Source organism: Paenibacillus sp. E194 (genome assembly GCF_000935845.1).
In the GTDB taxonomy this organism is placed as follows: Bacteria; Bacillota; Bacilli; order Paenibacillales; family Paenibacillaceae; genus Paenibacillus_B; species Paenibacillus_B alvei_B.
In genome coordinates, this window is record NZ_JMDX01000113.1 from 1 (window position 1) to 18353 (window position 18353).

The 18353-nt window shown below is 42.2% G+C and carries 15 protein-coding genes and 2 pseudogenes; 15 read left to right on the forward strand and 2 right to left on the reverse strand.

The features are described 5' to 3' along the window. The 15 genes and pseudogenes from AZ66_RS31925 to AZ66_RS16355 form a co-directional block, all read left to right on the forward strand. Positions 1-349, forward strand: a pseudogene (locus AZ66_RS31925) (hypothetical protein); the annotation flags it as partial. A gap of 127 nt (positions 350-476) precedes the next feature. Further along, positions 477-1670, forward strand: a complete 1194-nt coding sequence (locus AZ66_RS16290; protein WP_044355800.1) for a HEAT repeat domain-containing protein — start codon at positions 477-479, stop codon at positions 1668-1670. A 31-nt stretch (positions 1671-1701) separates the two neighbouring features. Then, positions 1702-3089: pseudogene (locus AZ66_RS16295) on the forward strand (glycosyltransferase family 2 protein). Positions 3090-3116: 27 nt separating this feature from the next. Then, a complete protein-coding gene (locus AZ66_RS16300; RefSeq protein WP_021259988.1) occupies positions 3117-3923 on the forward strand; it encodes a response regulator in 807 nt (268 codons plus the stop codon). A gap of 39 nt (positions 3924-3962) precedes the next feature. After that, positions 3963-5336 carry a nucleotide sugar dehydrogenase gene (locus tag AZ66_RS16305; RefSeq protein ID WP_425311544.1) on the forward strand — a complete coding sequence of 458 codons (1374 nt, stop codon included), beginning with the start codon at positions 3963-3965 and terminating at the stop codon, positions 5334-5336. Positions 5337-5412: 76 nt separating this feature from the next. Then, complete coding sequence (locus tag AZ66_RS16310) at positions 5413-6264, forward strand: SGNH/GDSL hydrolase family protein (protein ID WP_197081716.1); 852 nt, start codon at positions 5413-5415, stop codon at positions 6262-6264. A gap of 1016 nt (positions 6265-7280) precedes the next feature. Further along, positions 7281-7772: a hypothetical protein gene (locus tag AZ66_RS16315; RefSeq protein ID WP_044355801.1), complete on the forward strand. Its 492-nt coding sequence runs from the start codon at positions 7281-7283 to the stop codon at positions 7770-7772. A gap of 5 nt (positions 7773-7777) precedes the next feature. Beyond that, positions 7778-8203 (forward strand): TlpA family protein disulfide reductase, encoded by a 426-nt coding sequence (locus tag AZ66_RS29945; RefSeq protein ID WP_052648560.1) that lies wholly within the window; start codon positions 7778-7780, stop codon positions 8201-8203. 108 nt (positions 8204-8311) lie between these two features. Next, positions 8312-8716, forward strand: a complete 405-nt coding sequence (locus tag AZ66_RS33800; RefSeq protein WP_442950301.1) for a MauE/DoxX family redox-associated membrane protein — start codon at positions 8312-8314, stop codon at positions 8714-8716. Beyond that, positions 8700-9095 carry a hypothetical protein gene (locus tag AZ66_RS16325; protein ID WP_044355802.1) on the forward strand — a complete coding sequence of 132 codons (396 nt, stop codon included), beginning with the start codon at positions 8700-8702 and terminating at the stop codon, positions 9093-9095. The genes AZ66_RS33800 and AZ66_RS16325 overlap by 17 nt, the downstream gene beginning before the upstream one ends. A 17-nt stretch (positions 9096-9112) precedes the next feature. Then, the gene (locus AZ66_RS16330) at positions 9113-9505 is read left to right on the forward strand and encodes a hypothetical protein (RefSeq protein ID WP_156159988.1); all 393 of its coding nucleotides are present in this window, start codon (positions 9113-9115) and stop codon (positions 9503-9505) included. Beyond that, complete coding sequence (locus AZ66_RS33805) at positions 9505-10236, forward strand: ABC transporter transmembrane domain-containing protein (RefSeq protein WP_044355806.1); 732 nt, start codon at positions 9505-9507, stop codon at positions 10234-10236. Before AZ66_RS16330 ends, AZ66_RS33805 begins: the two co-directional genes overlap by 1 nt. 25 nt (positions 10237-10261) lie before the next feature. Continuing rightward, on the forward strand, positions 10262-11308 hold the full coding sequence (locus AZ66_RS16340) for an ABC transporter ATP-binding protein (protein WP_197081718.1): 1047 nt from the start codon (positions 10262-10264) through the stop codon (positions 11306-11308). A 354-nt stretch (positions 11309-11662) separates the two neighbouring features. Further along, positions 11663-12994, forward strand: a complete 1332-nt coding sequence (locus AZ66_RS16350; RefSeq protein ID WP_044355809.1) for an ABC transporter substrate-binding protein — start codon at positions 11663-11665, stop codon at positions 12992-12994. A 48-nt stretch (positions 12995-13042) separates the two neighbouring features. Then, a complete protein-coding gene (locus tag AZ66_RS16355) occupies positions 13043-13411 on the forward strand; it encodes a hypothetical protein (protein WP_052648561.1) in 369 nt (122 codons plus the stop codon). A 199-nt stretch (positions 13412-13610) separates the two neighbouring features. Here the strand turns inward: AZ66_RS16355 and AZ66_RS16360 are convergent, their stop codons facing one another. Together AZ66_RS16360 and AZ66_RS16365 are read right to left on the reverse strand one after the other, a co-directional pair. After that, a complete protein-coding gene (locus tag AZ66_RS16360; protein ID WP_044355811.1) occupies positions 13611-14684 on the reverse strand; it encodes a hypothetical protein in 1074 nt (357 codons plus the stop codon). Between the two features lie 805 nt (positions 14685-15489). Further along, positions 15490-18252, reverse strand: a complete 2763-nt coding sequence (locus tag AZ66_RS16365) for an S-layer homology domain-containing protein (protein WP_044355812.1) — start codon at positions 18250-18252, stop codon at positions 15490-15492. Positions 18253-18353: the final 101 nt, after the last annotated feature.

Genomic DNA, 18353 nt, shown 5'->3' on the forward strand with positions numbered 1-18353 from the left:
ATACAACTCGCTTGCAGCTTGGGAGGCGAAGGGCGACACCGTCGAAATTCGAATTCCGTGGATGCTGCTTGGTTTCGCAGACCCGAGTACGAAGCAAGTCATTTCATATGGCGACGTGGAACGAAAGCGAGATCTGCCGACGATTGCAACAGAAGGGATACAATTCTTGCCTTGGGTTGTGGAACGAGGAGGGAATTCATCGACAGGTGCACAAACTCGTGCATGGAAGAACTACTCTTTACACAATATCCAAGTATACACATGGAAACAGTGGGATAAAGTTGGCTATACAGAACGCTTGAAGCAAAGCTATTACGATATGAAGGAAGTGTTCCATCGTCTTCCATGACACATGCGGTCACCCATAGGTGGCATGCGACTTCCGAAAGCGGTTCGGCAAGTTCCTTGCTGAAAGCAACATTGATAGGGGCTTGAAGAACTGCCACTTCTCATGGAACAAAGGAGGCACACGTTACATGTATACAAAGTTAGACCTTGCTGTGTCTTTCATCTACGTCTGTCTGGGCCTGATTGGCTTCGGCGTATTGATACTGCTCATCATGAAAGCCCGAAATATACGGCTGATGCAGCAACGGGACGCGATCATGAAGAAATATAAACCTTATTTTATCTATTTGCAGCGTCATATTGGTGACGAGGGTTCCTTCCAGCCGCCGAAGGGGGCAGTTGCACAATTGGAGGCTAGGGTTATCCAAGACAAGCTGATCGAATGGATTGAGAAATTCCGTGGGACTCAGCGTGACAAGCTAACGAAGCTGTGCGAAGATATGGGGCTCGTTCAATTGGATATGAAGAATCTGAACAGTATGTTCTACGCGAAGCAGATGCAAGCGGCCTTCCGCTTGGGAGGTATGAGATCGTCCAGAGCGGTTCCGCAGCTGCTGGAACTGCTTAAGCAGGAGAAGTCGGCAGAGCTGATTCGAGTTATTGCCCGAGCTGTTGCGAAATGCGCGGACGATACGGCATCTCTGAGGGGAATGCTGGATGAGCTTGCGAGCCGTGAACAGCATAATGAGCTGTTTGCTGCAGAGATATTGGAGGAATCAACGTTAGACGTGACACCACTTCTTGTTGGATGCTTAGCGGATAGCAATAATCGTCTGGTGAAGACAGCTCTGCTGGCGCTGCGCGGGCATGCTGGTGCAGAACTTACGCCTGCATTGTTCAAGCTTGCTGACAACAAAGACAAGGATATACGCTCCTTAGCGATTAAGCTGCTGGTGCGCACCGGCAATGTGCTGACGAAGGAGACATTATGCAGTTGGTTCAAGGATCCTGAGTGGGAAGTGCGGGCGGCTGTTGCAGAGTCGCTCAGCACGTACAATCATACTGCCAGCATTGTCATCTTGAAGGAAGCATTGACGGATTCTAACTGGTGGGTTCGGTATTACAGCTCGAAGAGCTTAGCAACGATGGGGGATGAGGGCTTCCGCGCGCTGTGTGAAGCAGCACTTGAGAGAGATGATCCTTACAAGTCGGATATGGCCAAAGACCGTATTCAAGAGGAGCTTCTGCGCGAGCATTACAATACGAATCGGCGGAAACACGTGTCCAGCCAAGCAACGAAGCGGCTTTTATATGAGCAGTATTTCGGCAAGGCTGCGACAGCACCGATATTTCGAAGCGTAGGAGGCGATTATTCTGCTTAGAGACCTGCTTCTCATGTACGGCTTATTCGCCATGTACTATGTGATCGTCGTCAATAGTATTTACTTCGGCATCATGCTCTTCTCGTTCAAAAGCATTTTCTCAATCGTTCGCCGAAAACGTTACGCACTAAGCGGGACGATAGCGGGTTCAGAGCATGTCCCGCCGGTCTCGCTGCTGGTACCATCCTACAATGAAGAGCTGACGATTATCGAAAATGTAAAGTCATTAATGACGCTGAATTATCCAACCTATGAGGTTATCGTCATCAATGACGGCTCCAAGGATGAGACTTTGAACGTGTTGATCGAGGAGTTCGCCCTATATCGCATGGATAACTTGTCCATTCGGTATGCCGTGAATTGTACCAAGATCAATGCTGTCTATCATAATCCAGAATATCCATTCCTCTATGTCATTGATAAGGCGAACGGAGGGAAGGCGGATTCCTTAAATGCAGGCATCAATTTCTCGCATTACCCGCTTATCTCGTCCATTGATGCGGATTCGCTACTGGAGAAGGATTCCTTAATTCAAATGACAACCATGTATATGTCCGATCCAGAGCGATATGTGGCGATCGGAGGCAATGTACGCATCGCTAATGGTTGTTCGATTGAGAATGGAACGGTGAAGGAAGTGCGCTTGCCGAAGAAATGGTGGCCGATGTTCCAAACGCTGGAGTACTTAAAGGCGTTCCTCGGCGGTCGAATCGGCTGGAGTGCGATTAATGGACTGATTATTGTGTCGGGGGCATTCGGGTTGTTCCGCAAGGACTATGTCATTAAGGTCGGTGGATATCGCGATGGCTATCCAGGCGAGGACATGAACATCATTATCAAACTTCATCGCTATATGCTGGAAAATAAACTGCCTTACAAAATTGCCTTCTGTCCGGAGGCAGTATGCTGGACGCAGGCGCCGGATACGTACCATATTCTGTCCAACCAGCGTAAGCGTTGGGGCGGGGGAACTTGAAGAATATGATCGAGAACTACGATATGACGTTCCGTCCGAAGTACAAGGTGTTCGGTCTATTGTCACTGCCGTATACGATTATATTCGAAGCACTCAATCCTTATTTCAAAGTAACGGGATTGATGTCCTTAATCGGTTATGCGCTGTATGACATGACACATTGGGAAGTCGTGCTGGTATTTATGCTCATTAACTTCTTATCGGGTTTATTGCTAGCTGTAGGCTCGCTTCTGCTGGAAGAGATTGCGTTCAAGCGCTATCCGCGCATTAGCGATCTCGTGCGAATGCTTGCATTCAGTGTGCTGATGTTCTTCGGATATCGGCAGCTTGGCAGCCTATGGCGCATTCAAGGGCATATTCAATTTTTCCAGAACAACAATTCATGGGGAGCCATGACGCGTCAGAGTTGGAATGAAGAAGGAGAACAAACGAAAACCGCCTAATCGGCGCAGGGAAGGTGGAGACTGCACATGCTTCAAGTAATGGAACGAAATGCAGAGCTCGAATTTGTACCGACTTTCAAGCAAACGGTGAATCATCTGGTGATGAGTTATCCCGGACATAGCGTAGGCATTATCTTTATCCATGCGAAGCCGCTTGGCCATATGTGGGAGGCTGAACTCAGGTCAACGCTGGAGAGAGAGCAAATTCCATTTGAGCTGATTAATGCCGAAGCACAGAATGTAATTGCCGTTATGCTGCCGCGCGTTACTCTGGATCAGACGCATTATTACGCACTCATGCTGAAGAGCATGGTGGAAGAGCGTTTGGCAGGGACGCCAATCGTATGTGCGGTTGCCGCAGTGGCAGATTCGCAGGAGGCAGAGGATATTATTCTCGGTCGTTGGAACGACTGGCCGGCTGCAGATTCCTCCCATATTCGGGTTCTCCATGATCACCTTCAGCTCGAAGGAGCGAAGCGCATCCTAGTCGTGGATCACGATGCTAGCGTAAGAGAGTTCCTGAACATTTGGCTAACTTCGCAGGGGTATGAGGTGCACGAAGCGGAAGATGCCTTGACTGCGCTAGATGTCATTCATGAAGGACAATTCGATTTAATCTTAACGGAGCTGAATTTATATGGGATTAATGGTCTGCCGTTCATTTCGCAAATTCAGAAAATGAATTTGGTGAAGCAGCCGAAGATCGTGATTCTGTCCGAGCAACGGGTAGGAAAGACGATAGATTACTGCTTCGAGCAGGGCGTTAGCGACTATATTACGAAGCCATTCTCGCCGGTAGAACTTGATGAACGGCTTAGCCGCTGTTTGTCATAACTATACACAATTAACTAGTGGATGGAAGGGTGAACAACTGTGAACATGTATGCTGCCAATTTAGAACATGCAATCGCACACAAAACTTCTGTAATCGGAGTCATCGGGTTAGGCTATGTCGGTCTGCCGCTTGCCATTGAAATGTGCAAGCAGGGCTTTCAGGTCGTCGGAATTGATGTTGATTCACGCAAGATCGAGAGTATCCATAACGGACATTCCTATATTAAGGATATCAGCGATGAGACGTTGACGCAGTGCATGAACACAGGCCGGTTGTTCGTGACGACTGACTTCAGTCATATTCAATTGCTTAATGCGGTCAGCATTTGCGTGCCGACTCCACTTAGCGAGAATCAAGATCCAGATACATCCTACATTACGCGTGTTGTGGAACAAATTAAGAAATATATGCGGAAAGGCCTGTTGATTACGCTCGAGAGTACAACATATCCAGGCACGACAGAAGAGCTGATTCAACATGAAATTGAAGCCTCCTTGGGTTACCGAGCAGGAGAGGACTTCTTCCTCTGCTTCTCACCGGAGCGTGTGGATCCGTCCAATCCGAAGTTCAATACATTCAACACACCGAAGGTCATTGGCGGTACGACACCAACCTGCCTCAAGCTGGGAGCAGCACTGTACGACAATATCGTAGAGAGCGTCGTTCCCGTCACTTCGACGAAGGTAGCAGAAATGTCGAAGCTGTTGGAAAATACGTTCCGCAGTGTCAACATCGCCTTCATTAATGAGATGGCGATGATGTGCGACCGGATGTGCATCGATATCTGGGAGGTCATCGATGCTGCAGCGACGAAGCCGTTCGGATTCATGCCTTTCTATCCGGGACCAGGTATCGGCGGCCACTGCATTCCGCTTGACCCTATGTACCTGTCTTGGAAAGCGAAGGGGTATCGTTTCTATAGCAAGTTTATCGATATCGCACAAGCTACCAATGCCAATATGCCATACCATGTCATGGAGAAGACATCACGAATTTTGAATCAAAGCTCTAAGTCGATTAAAAACTCGAAAATATTGATTCTGGGTATGGCCTACAAGCCGAACATCGACGATTTGCGAGAATCCCCGGGTCTTGAAATCTATGAGCTGTTTAAGGCGAGCGGTGCTCAGATCGATTATTATGATCCGCATGCGACACACTTCAAGAACAAGGCTGGCAAGACGGTGCATACGATCGATTATGATTTGCCGGCGTTCCAGACATATGACTGCATGGTGCTGATTACGAACCATCAATCGTTCGATTACGAACAGCTCGCGGATTTGAATATCCCGATATTGGATACGCGCAATGCATTCAAGGGCATTCATCGCCCGAACATTCACAAGCTCGGTTATACCGAACAAGAAAGCGAACGAGATGTAGAAGTAGAAGAGGCGGTTCTTGTCTAAATCGGGTACGAATCCCATGCGTCCTCGGGTTAGTAGGATAGGGAGATTTCTACGATTCGCTCGAGGTTCACGGGGGGTGTTAATTACGCTACTGCTATGCTGCTGTGTCGCAGTCCTATTCTCGCTTCGCTCTCCGGATACGGATCGGACGAAGGCAACATGGTTGTGGGATACGGAATGGATTCGCGATTCGGGGGAGGATATCGTCTCGTTCTGCCGCACGAATGGCGTGAATCTTGTCTATTTGCAGATAAGTGACAGAGTAGGGCAGACCACCTACCGTGAATTTATTCGGAAGGCGCACGAAGCCGGGATTGACGTTCATGCCTTGAACGGTGCGCCCGAATGGGCAAAGGAACGGCATGAGGAGGAAGGGAAGTCATTCATTCGTTGGGTGAGTGATTATAATCAGCAGGCCGCAGAAGGCGAGCGATTTGCTGGTGTTCATCTGGATGTAGAGCCTTATTTATTGCCGGAATGGAAGCAGGATGAAGCGAGCCTCGTCCACAGCTGGCTCGACAACATGGAGAGCTGGCTGGAGGAAGGGCGAGAGGCAGGCCTGTACATGGCTGCGGATGTTCCCTTCTGGCTGCCGCGCCTGGATATGCCGACTGGGAACGGCAAGGTGAGCAGCTGGATGCTGGAGCAATTCGACTCCTTGACAATTATGGCATATCGGGACAACTCGGATTCGATCTATGAATCGTCCAAGAGGCTGCTCTCGCAGGCGGACAAGCTTGGCAAGCCGATTGTCATTGGTCTTGAACTGGGCAAGACCAATGAAGGAGGCTACTTGTCCTTCCACGGCAAGCCGCTTGATTATTTCGAGGATCATCTGCGCGATGTGAAGGAGCTTGGTGCAAGCCATTCCTCCTTCGCAGGAGCAGCGATCCATCACTTGCGCGTGTGGTATGACCGAGTGAAGTAAAGGGTCTGGTTCGGGTTCGCATTACTTCCCGAACTCGGCCCTTTTAGTTTAACCGCTGAAACACATCTGATAGGCCGGGGCACCACTAACCTTTAGTTGCTTTAGGTAAGTGGTGGAAATATAACTTAGCCATTTCTAATCATTCTTAAGTCGAATTGTGCTTGAAGAGGCGACGTTTCGTACAAGCTCTCATATACTAAGATTGAATCATACTTTCAATCTAGGGGAATGGGGCTAAATGCTATGTCACAAGGTAAAAATAAATATAAATGGAAATTCCAACAATGTTAATATTGGAGCGATCAGGACGCAATGCTCTTATTAATCATTATTATACTGATTAATGAAACCCCGTTGGAGATGAAGCTTCTCAAGAAGGCCTCAAATTATGAACAAGTAAGGGTTGTCCAAAAGAAGTCCATCGATGAAGTTGCTTTCTCTTTTGTAAGCACAGCATAGCATAACGAAACAAATGAAAGTAACGCGAAAGATCGCCCCAAATCTGCACTGGAACGTACTTGATGTTGATCAATTTCAAGTTTCATTGATCGAAAATAGGTTTCAATTGGCCAGCGCCCTACTGTATTATGTTAAAAATTGTTCACTTGTTAGGGAAGCATCGGTGCTTAGGGGGAAATCAAAGAGATGGAAACATGATGTTAGAAAGGTTGGTAATCAGGAATATCGTGGAACAAGCGGACAACGATGAAACAAAAGGTTGAGTCTAAGGGGAAATGTAACCTTAACTCGACCTTTTTTAATCCGACAGTCTTTTCATTAGGTAATAAAAATTATTTATGAGACAGTCTCCTACATGTGAAATATGTAGGAAGGTACAGTGAAAACTAGCAAACTATATTATTTCCAATATACTACAGAAAAATACATAGACATGCATAAAAACCGATGATATACTTTTGATATTCCAAAAACAGGGTTATAAAAAGTTTTAATTTGTAATTCATAATCGATGTCTAGTGTATTAAATATGTTAGTTATGAATAGGGGGAGATGATTTGGAAAACGTTGAAAACAAAGGGGATTATCGAAAGTTCTTAAAAAAACCGACGTCTTTTCGTTTAGATCTTGGTGACTATATCCCCAACATACAGATTGATACCGTGAATCAAGTATTTTTGTACGATCTTATTAAATCAAATTACTTAATTGCTATATTTTTATCAACAACCTGTTCTTCATGTGAACAAGCGCTGGAAGGAATTCAAACGTTTTGTGCTAAAAATCCTAAAATAAATATTGCTACTTTTATCCACACTGAACCTACCATATTTGAAATGTTAAAAAAATATGTGGATAACTTGTTTCCTTTGTTCTATATGGACAAGGAGGTAATGAAATATGAACTCCAAGTGAAAAGTTTCCCGTTAGGATTAACATTAAACGGGAAAGGTCAAGTTTTAGAATCAGGGCCAGTTGGAGAAGAATTTTCCTTTGAAAGATTAAAAAAACCTTTAAGAAAGATTATAAAAAATGATCAAAGGGAGTAAAGAAGATGGTTAAATTGAGTGATATTTTCAATAAAGCAAAAAAATATCATGAGGCGTCAGAGGCCCAAAGTGTAACTGAGCTTCCTAACATTACGAAGTTGTTTAAAATATCTAATATAAGCAAACCTTGTGTTTATTGTATTATTTCATTAAGCTGCGCACATTGTATTGAATTATTACCCCAGTTATCTATTTTTAATGGTAATGGTCATTTTAGTTTGATTACAGATGGTGATGAATTAGAGAATAATGAGATAATAAGAGAACTTCAGTTTGCCTTTCCTGTTTTTTCTTATAAAGAGCCACTTGAAAAAGCAAATATTTATGAAACACCAACCAGCATTCTAGTTGATGTGAACGGTAATATTATTGAAAAAATGTTTACACCGAATGTTTCGGAAATACAGGCCTTAATTTATAAGGAACTGTAACATGATTCATAATTGTATAGATTTATTACTAGGGTTTGTGTTTGCTTTATCAGTATATTCCAAAATGACTAATACATATGATTTTGAACGAGAAATCGAGAAACTTCAATTTATCCCACCCTTACTAAAAAAACAAGTATTTACGTGCTTATAGGTTTAGAACTCGTATTTTCGGTTTGTCACCTCAGCGATTTTTTTAGTCCATGGAGACAATTGTTAACCATTATTTTGCTTGTGTTTTTTATTGCCATATTAATATATCAAAAGAACATTATTGGTTCTACTGAATGTTCTTGCTTTGGAAAAAATAATCTGCTAAACAAAATGCCGATTGTAAGGAATATAATATTAATTTCAATTTGTGCAATCAGTGTTTTTATAGAAAGAGATTCCAATGTTGATACTAGTACTTTCAATTATTTGATTACTCTATTATTGTTGACCAGTACTAACTTATATCAAGGTATAAAGATATACAAAACCATGAGGGATATAAATGGGAATATACAATGAAGTGGCAGTGGTGCTTGCATCTTTATTGCTATGTCTTATGGCAATCCGTATAATACTCTTGTTTAAAATAAAATTTGAAGAAAAGAAATTTATTAAAAAAATACAAGGAGAAAGGCAATTTTCTAAGATATTGTTGGTTAGTTATAAATCAGCATACTTTAAACAAATTGATAAACAGTTACTTGATCCTAACAATGATTTAATAATTGTATTTATAGCAAATTCTTGGTTGTTTAATGCAAAAAGAAAGGTTTGGAGATATGAAAAAATGGTGTTTTTCGATTTAGATTTATTGAAAGAACAGGATTTCACGAGAATATTAATAAGTAGCCCATCTGGGAAAATACACTCCAAAGGAGAGGTCAACAAATATTTATGATATGTAAAGAAAGTAAGATGAATACCATAGCGAATATCTTAGTTGCCGAGAAAATTAATTATGATCATAAAACAAAAAAACATTCACTTAACAATGTGGTAAATTCAATACAAGTAAACATTTTTCCAAGCGTCATTATTACGGATGTCCACTTGAAATTTTTACTTCCGAGTTCTGAATTTAATACTTCATATAAATTAGTTGTATACGCTCCAGATCATGTTGTGGTATTCAGTAGCTTAATAATCGAAGTTAAAAACTATCGATTGAATTGTATGATGCCAGGAATGGATGCAGCGGTAAATGTGAAGTTTGCCGTAACTGAAGAAGGTACTTATCGATATTGCTTGTTAGATGAGAATAATATTATTATTTCTGAATATCCTTTATATATTTCTTTATCAGAATAATGAATATACTATCCTATTTTAGGAGTTATCGGTATGTTCTGAAAATCTCTTGCAAAGGACAAAAGTATAGATTAATAGGTATTATTCTGATAACTCTAGCAGAATCTTTGATACCAGTCTCTCAAGTGTATTTATTAAAAAAGTTAACGGATAGCATTGCAGAAGTACTGAATCAGGGCAACCAGGTCTACGATTCATTAATTTATATAGTAGGGCAGCTTTTATTATTTATCTTGGGACAAATATTTAACAGTAAAAAAACACTCCTTAGATCAAGATTGACTCAATATGCGAACTATTATGTTGATAAGAAAATTGCAGATAAACTTGTACAATTACCATCGATCTTTTTTGAGACGCAAGAAAATCATAATTTGATACAAAGAATTAATAGTGGTATTGGTAACCGGATTGTTATTTGTTTCATCTCTATTATGGACATTGTTAAAAATATTATTATATTGTGCGGATATACATATTTATTATTCCAACTTCATTGGCTCCTAGCATTTCTGCTAATAATTCTTTTAGCCCCTTCACTTCATACAATTGCAATTACATCGCGCAAACAATATTCACAAGAACATTCACAACTACAAATAGTAAGAAGGAGTCAATATCTTTTTAGTTTATTTACCAACAAAACAGTTCACAAAGAGTTCAAGTTATTTGGTCACTCTAAGTATATTTTAAAGCTTTGGGAAAAAAATGACGTGGAAGGCTTCGGATGAACAATACGAGCTTGAGAAATATAGGATGAAGAAAGAGTTCAATATTGTTAGCTTACATCAAGTGGTCAACGCACTGTTCATTCTGGGAATTATATTGATCGGTAGAAATAATAATATAACGATAGGGGATTTTGTTGCCTATTCTCAATTACTTTCAATGAGTACTGCTACTATAAAAATGTTATCTGGAGGAATTGGTACATTAATAAATCAAGGATTATATATAGTAGATATGAATAAGTTTATCACTATTCCAGAAAAAACAACAAAAAAAATGGCTGTATTAGAACATGTGGATCGTACTCATATATTTTCAGTTGAGAATATTTCATTTAAATATCCTAATAGTGATTCATTTATTTTAAAAAACATTTCTTTTGCAATTTCTCAAGGGGAAACCGTAGCCATTGTAGGGGAGAATGGATCAGGTAAAAGTACATTAATAAAGTGCTTGTTAGGTTTGTATTCTGCAAAAGAAGGCAGAATTTTAATAGATGGGGAAGATATCGAAGATATCCCACAAAAAGAACTGTATAGAAAAATGACAGCTTTATTTCAAGACTTTGTGAATTATGAGCTTACAATAGAAGAAAATATCGCATTAAGTGAGACAGAAGATATTAATCAAATACAGTTTAATAAAGCAATTAATGAAGCTGAAGTCATTCAGTTTTTAGACATGTTATCCGAAAAGGAAAAAACCACTCTGGGATATACTCTTGATAATGGAAGAGAGCTATCAGGTGGGCAGTGGCAAAGAATTGCGTTGGGAAGAGCGTTATATAAAGAGGCAGAGATAATTTTCCTTGATGAGCCTACAGCCTCCTTAGATCCAATAAGTGAAGTGAAATTAATTAATCGTTTTATCGATATTTGTAAAGGCAAAACCGCAATAATAATATCCCATCGATTAGCAAGTTGCCTTTCTGCAGATAAAATAATTGTTCTCCATGAAGGCAGAGTTATAGAAGTAGGGAACCATGAAGAACTACTACTTTTACGTGGACAGTACTATCAAATGTTCCAATCACAAGCGAATAGCTATCAATACCAAGTTGGGTGTTCTTCATGAAAGGAGGTGATATAATTGAGCAGCCCTTATGGTTCCTGTGGTTCTGTGGATGAGTGCACGTCGAATCCTTGCGGAGATAAAAAACAAATTAAGTACAGACATTATTATAAATGTTCTCCGCTTGAATCAACTGTTACATGCGTTACTTTTGGCTACCCATGTGATGGGAAATGTTCTCATTGTAGTGAATTTATGGAGTCTGAATATTTATCTTGTTGCTAAACTAAAAAGGTCACGTAAGTGGCCTTTTTCCTGTTAAATATTATAGCGAACCCAAGAATACAGATGTTGGCTCCATTAAAGGGGAGCAGTCGTCTGCGTTCCCATAGGTGATTGAATAAAAGGAGGGCGACGATGAAGAAAATTTATATAGTGATATTATCGTTCTTACTATTAATGGTCGGATGTACCAACAATAAAGAACAGAATGAGCAAGAAGTAACACTTAAAGTGTTAGCGTTTAATAGAGATGTTTTTAATCAAAAATACGGTAACTTTTTTCTCGCCACGCACCCTGCATACAAGCTAGAAGTTATTTCTCTATATGAGCTATTGTCGCATGATCAGAATTATTATCAATCTTTGGAGAGGGCAATTCAGAAGGAACAACCAGATATTATTGTGATTTCTATGGATCATTACTTCAATTTAAGCGAGAATCAGAAGTTGCAACCATTGAATAGTTGGATAAAGAGAGACAGTTTTAATCTAGCAGCGATAGCGCCTGCTATCGTCAATTCACTATCAAGTGAGCAAGGCGAAATATACGGACTGACTCCGACATTTAATGCTTCTGCACTTTATATTAACAACACCATCTTCAAAGAGAAGGGAATACCTATTCCAAACGACCCACTCACGTGGGATCAAATTTTCCAACTTGCGCAACAATTCCAGCATCAAGAAAAAGAGAACAGGCAATATGGGCTTTACACGAAATATTCAGATAATCCTTATATGATGGCACTTCACATTGGAGAGGGAAGCGGATTGTCCTTCTTTCATGCGAGAAATAAGCAGTTCGCGCTAAATGCGCAGGGATGGGATCATGTTTTCGGCAACGTATTAAATTGCGTGAGAACCGAAGTCTGCTTTGATTTAAAATCTTCGGAAATAAAAACAACCGCGAAAAAAGAAGAGGCAGTGAAAACTTCTTATCAAAAAAATCATCCTTTCCTGATAGGGGACATTGCGATGGCGGTAGATGACTCAATACTGTACAGCGCTCTTACAGGAAACAACAATCTGTTTAAGGATTTGGATTGGACAGTATTGCCGTATCCTGCAAGTGCTGAATTCCCGACGACGGGGAATGGAATCAACATGGAAGAAATCTTTGCTATACCAGTAGGAGCGCAGCATCCAGAAGAGGCATGGGAGCTTGTTAAATACATTAATGGCGAGGACTATGGACGGATTTTTACTCAAATTAACCCAGGCGAGCTGCCATCGAGAAAGCCTGCGAGCAATGAGGATAGTAGGTTGGAAGTGTTTTATAAATTGGACAAGATTAACAACAATATGATCAATACATTAAGAGGACTTCCAGATCCGGTTCTAATCAGGATGGATCAACTCTCTCAAACCTACATGGCCGATATGCTCGATGAAAAAACTACGGTTCGTGATGCGCTTGACCAGATGCAGCGCGAATTGCAGGCGACCCTTGATAACAGTAATCATTAAAGAAGATCGCAGGATGAAGCGAGCCTCGTCCACAGCTGGCTCGACAACATGGAGATCTGGCTTGAGGAAGGGCGAGAGGCAGGCCTGTACATGGCTGCGGATGTTCCCTTCTGGCTGCCGCGCTTGGACATGCCGGCTGGGAACGGCAAGGTGAGCAGCTGGATGCTGGAGCGATTCGACTCCTTGACGATTATGGCATATCGGGACAACTCGGATTCGATCTATGAATCGTCCAAGAGGCTGCTCTCGCAGGCGGACAAGCTTGGCAAGCCGATTGTCATTGGTCTTGAACTGGGCAAGACCAATGAAGGAGGATACTTGTCCTTCCACGGCAAGTCTGCGCGATGTGAAGGAGCTTGGTGCAAGCCATTCCTCCTTCACAGGAGCAGCGATCCATCACTTGCGCGTGTGGTATGACCGAGCGAAGTAAAGAGAGCTGCTTCGCGGTTCAACAAACGTCGGCCTTCGGGAAGATATTCTCCGGCGCAATCAACCCCTTCTCTTGCGAGAAGCTCCATGAGGGGGGATAGAACCTTCATACTTATCGAAAATGTAACGAGCCTGTGGATGTGCATCCACAGGCTCGTTGCTGCGTAAGGTAAAAAGGTTGTAACGTCTACTTCACCATCGTCTCCATCGAACCGTGTATCGCGTTTGTTCCACCCACCAGATACACTGCGTTTTTGTCAGCATCCAATGCAGCTCTCAGCTTCGTTGCGACTACCTTTCCGTCCTTTTTGTCCGTATAGTCATTGTGGAAGCGGTACTCTTTCAGTCTGTTATCCCACTCCACTTCACATCCGCTAATATCGACACCCAGCACCTTTTGGGCCAGCGGAGCAATCACTTCTTTTGCATCTTTTGCCGTAATCTCCTTGTCGGTCGTTACCTTTTCCTTTAGACGCGATTTGTGAATGACTTCTATCGCCTTTCCCGACTTTGTATCAATTTGAATGTAAACACCGTCTCCTTGCAATACCCACATCGGTATGGCCAGCACCTTTTCATAGTCAAAATTACCATGTGTGAGTGTTGCCTCCGTCACTTCTTTCAATTCGTGATTGAACGCTGTTTTTACTAATTCTGCTGCCGCTTTTGACCATTTTGGATCAAGTTCTTTCGCATCAACTTTAATCGAGAACCCATTGAGTTGATCTTTTGCATCAGACCCGGCACCTGGTTTATAGAGCGAGATATAGAAGTCTTCCTCTGTGAAAAAATAGTTCGTATCTACAAATTTACCCTGTTTGTCGTCATATCGTCGACTCATTTCCACTTCATTACTCAGCACATAGGTTTTGTTTGGATACAACTCTTTTAATCTTTTAAGGACTTTATTCCGATCCTCTTTACTAATTTCATCGATCGAGATATTTGCAAATCCATTCCCTAATTGTTCTGTTTTCGGATTGAAGCTAATCGAGTATTTCCCATCCACAGATCGAACGGTTGCACTTCCAACCAAACCCTTGTAAGTCTCGCCAGCATCCTGCAGCTTGATTTCTTTTTCGGCCAATTCCTTCATTGCTTTTTTCAGCTTGTCGGCTATCTTCTTGTCGATCTGAACCTTCACCTTCTCCGGTTGCTGCTGCTCTTGTGCAGCTGCGGCTTCGACAGGAACCGGGCCAACTACAGTGACCAGCATACTAGATACGATCAGGGATGCTAGAATTGCTTTTTTGATATTCATTTCATTTCCTCCTATGTATAAATATATGAGCTGCTCCATTTCTATGCTAACACTGAATTAATAAGATTCCACTTAATAGACTCTGAATATAATTTAAGGAAAAAATCAGAAATGAAAATCTACTCTATTGAAGTGTGTTTTTTGGCATTTTAGGAGTATGCTCTACGAAGTAATAGCCCCCAAATTCTTTCCCTGTCAACAGATATGGCAAACCCACACCTAGTTTTTCTTTTTTACCATTTGACTGATTTTACTTATCCATAGGTAATTGAATAAGAAGGAGGGTGACGATGAAGAAAATCTATTTAATACTATCGTTCGTTCTTACTATTAATAGAGGGATGTATCAACCCTAAAGAACAAAATAAGCAAGAAGTAACACTTAAAGTGTTAGCGTTTAATAGAGATGTTTTTAATCAGAAATGCGGAAACTTTTTTCTCGCTATGCACCCTGCATACAAGCTAGAAGTTATTTCTCTATATGAGCTGTTGTCGCATGATCAGAATTATTATCAATCTTCGAAGAGGGCAATTCAGAAGGAACAACATCGTTCGAAATAGCGTAAATGTTTACGCATTGCATGAAAATAAGACAGCCATGTTACAAAGAACAGCTCTTTTCGATTAGAAAAGGGCTGTCTATGTGGTCTGAAGTTGTGAACTCAGATAGGTCACAAGAAAGAGGCTGATTTCTTAGCATGCAATGTCCATGCAGAAATCAGCCTCTTGGGTAACTTTCCAATTAATATGTGTACGGCCTCTCTGGATACTGATCTTCAGGTGCCATCAGCGTAATAGAGTACCGCTAAATATAACGATGATGAATAACAAAGGGAACTCCATCGCTGCGGAGTTTACCTTCTCCATGAGCGATAAGTGTCAATGTTTGATTAAGATAAGGGTCAAAATAATAGCTGTTATAAATTGTGCATTCTCCATTTGAATCACATTGTGCCGAGAAAATTTGTGTTCCGCTTGCATCTGTAAATTGCACCCACCCGTTAGGCTCACCCAATACGATGAAGGTTGACATATCCGAGTATACGGTATCTGTAACGGAAGGCGTTGCCGCTTTTGATAAAATAGCAGATACATGCAAGGAATACTCTTCTTTATGCAAGCGATTTTCAGAAGTTACGGTTAGCAGGTCACCGTTCACTACAGTATCAGCATCCAAGTGCGGCGTTCCGTCTGCAGAAGTTACTTGGATGGAGGTCTGTGCACGAACGGGACGGATAGCTTGCAGTAGCTCCCCGGCAGTTGTACCTTCCATTATGCCTGATATGGATTTGTTAAATGGATTAATGGAGTAGACGGCTGCAGTTACAGATGTATCAAACTGAGTAATTCCGCTCGCTTCTTCCTCTGTTTTATCCAATGTGTTGATGTCACGGAAATCGATGGATCCATCTGCTTTGATGTCCATTTCAAAAACGGCCCAGTAACGGTATTTGTTGCTATCATCGTTAGCCGATGGTTGAAGTGTACGTGAGTAAGCAGGGTCGTTGGTAGCGCCATTGTATACTTTGACAATCGCCCCAGACTCTCCTAATGGACTTTCATCGCTATAATTGTGTACAAAGAAACGATAAGTACCTGCATTCTTTTTACGAATGGTTGTTGTTTCTGGACCATAGGACGAAGTGTCATCATGATCCAAATCAACTTGAAGTTCGTTATTCGCAAAATATGTCCGGCTCGAATACCAAGTGTGGAAGCGGCCTTTACCATCCACAGTTGGACCCAAGAGATGGGAATCCAGGTCTCTTGGGATTTCTCCCCAAGAAAGGACGATTCGAACTTCGTTTTCTCCAGCTAATTTAATAGCCGTCTCCGGTGATTCGTTCCATACATATCCGCTACTTGTAATAACGACAGTGAAATAAGTCACGATGTACCCTTCGCCAGATATCTCTGCGGAATAGGTTCCTGGCTTCAGTGCAACTTGATAATATCCGTTCTCATCCGTAACGACAACTGCTGCTGGCTTGCCAGTGGTTGGCGTTGTAATATCTCGGAACGATACATGTGCCCCTTTTACTGGCTGTTTTGATACGTCTACAATATGACCGCCCACTGCGAAGCTAGAGGTTGCGGAACACCCTTGGCAGCTCTCAGGAAGTCTGCTGAATACAGCGCCCTCTGCTCGAACATCAGCCGATACAATTGTACCATTGCCGGTTACGGTAACAGGAGCATTAATGATGAGCGACTGAATTGCTGCATAATCTGCAGTATGAATACGAACGTTGGAGGCAACGACATTGACCGTCTCGAATACACCGCGCAGCTCTACTGCTGCATGGGCTGGAAGTCCGTTAGCAAGCACGACATTCGTTACTTGACCACGCTCGTTCTCCAAGATTGTGCCAGATTGAACCGTAATAAGTTCGACCGTAGAGCCATCATTAATGGCTAGGCGAACATCGCCTGTACGCTTATCAACAATAACAGTGCCAAGCACGGTTCCATTGAAATGGATACTGTTCTTGCCGCCGCCTAATACTCTCGTCGAGCCTTCGACAGTGACATGATCAAGGGTTACGTCTCCTTGGCCGACTTCTTCGCCGATCGTCAAGTCACCTTTAATAACGATATTACGCAACGTAACATTTGGTGTTTTGATGATCAGGTTGCCATAGACATATGAAGGCACACTTTCTTTTTCAGGGCCGTAAGTTCCTGCTGATGTAATGCAATTATTTCCGTAATATCCGGCATCCTTGATTTCGGTTATGGTTGTACAAGTCTGAGATGTGGAGTCAGAGCCGGAACTGCTAGACGAAGAGCTAGATGTAGAGCTGGATGATGATGTTGAAGATGTCTGAGATGTTTTAGGCTTAGATGGATCTTTCATCAGCTCTTTATCTTTTGCAATATATTTATTTTTGTTGCTTGTAATTTCATAAGTCAGTCGCGCTAGCGCTTGGCGATCAGCGGCCGCCTTTGGCAAGAAGGCAATATTGTTCTCCTGCTTCACACCTTGAATCAATTCAAGAGCACCTGCGTATATAACAGAGGATTTTGCCCATATTGCTACCTTATTCATGTCAGCGAATGGCTGATGTTCCGGCTTCCATTTGTCAGCACTTTCTTTCATTTGCAATGCTTTGATAAAAATGACCGCTAGTTCTTCTCTGGTTACAGGCTGGTTCGGAGCAAATGTTCTGGATGAAGTTCCTTCAGCAATACCGCTGGATACGAGGGCTCCTACATAACTTGAATACCAGGATGAAGCAGGTACGTCTGCAAATGTTGAAGCAGCTTGCGAATCCTGCTTTAATTGCAGCGCTTTGGTCAGCACTTTCGCTAATTCAGCACGGGTCATGCTCGCCTCGGGCTTGAATGTCCCATCTGGATATCCAGCAATGATCCCGGAATCTACTAACGATTGAATTTCTTTGGCAGCGTAAGATTGATCTACATCTTTCAGTGCAGTAGTGGTGGTCTTGCCCGGAGAAGCTGATGCAGGTTCTGCACCTGCGCCCCCACTGAAGCTGAACATGGATACGATCATCGAGAGGATGAGCAGCTTAGCGAGAACTTTACCGTATGAATGCTTTCTCATTTGGTGTGTAATACCCCTTTCTCTATCTTTCTGTATGATGTGGAAGCGAAAAGGTAGGAGTTAGGGACTTGGTTGTATCTATCTTTTGATTCAGTCTATGT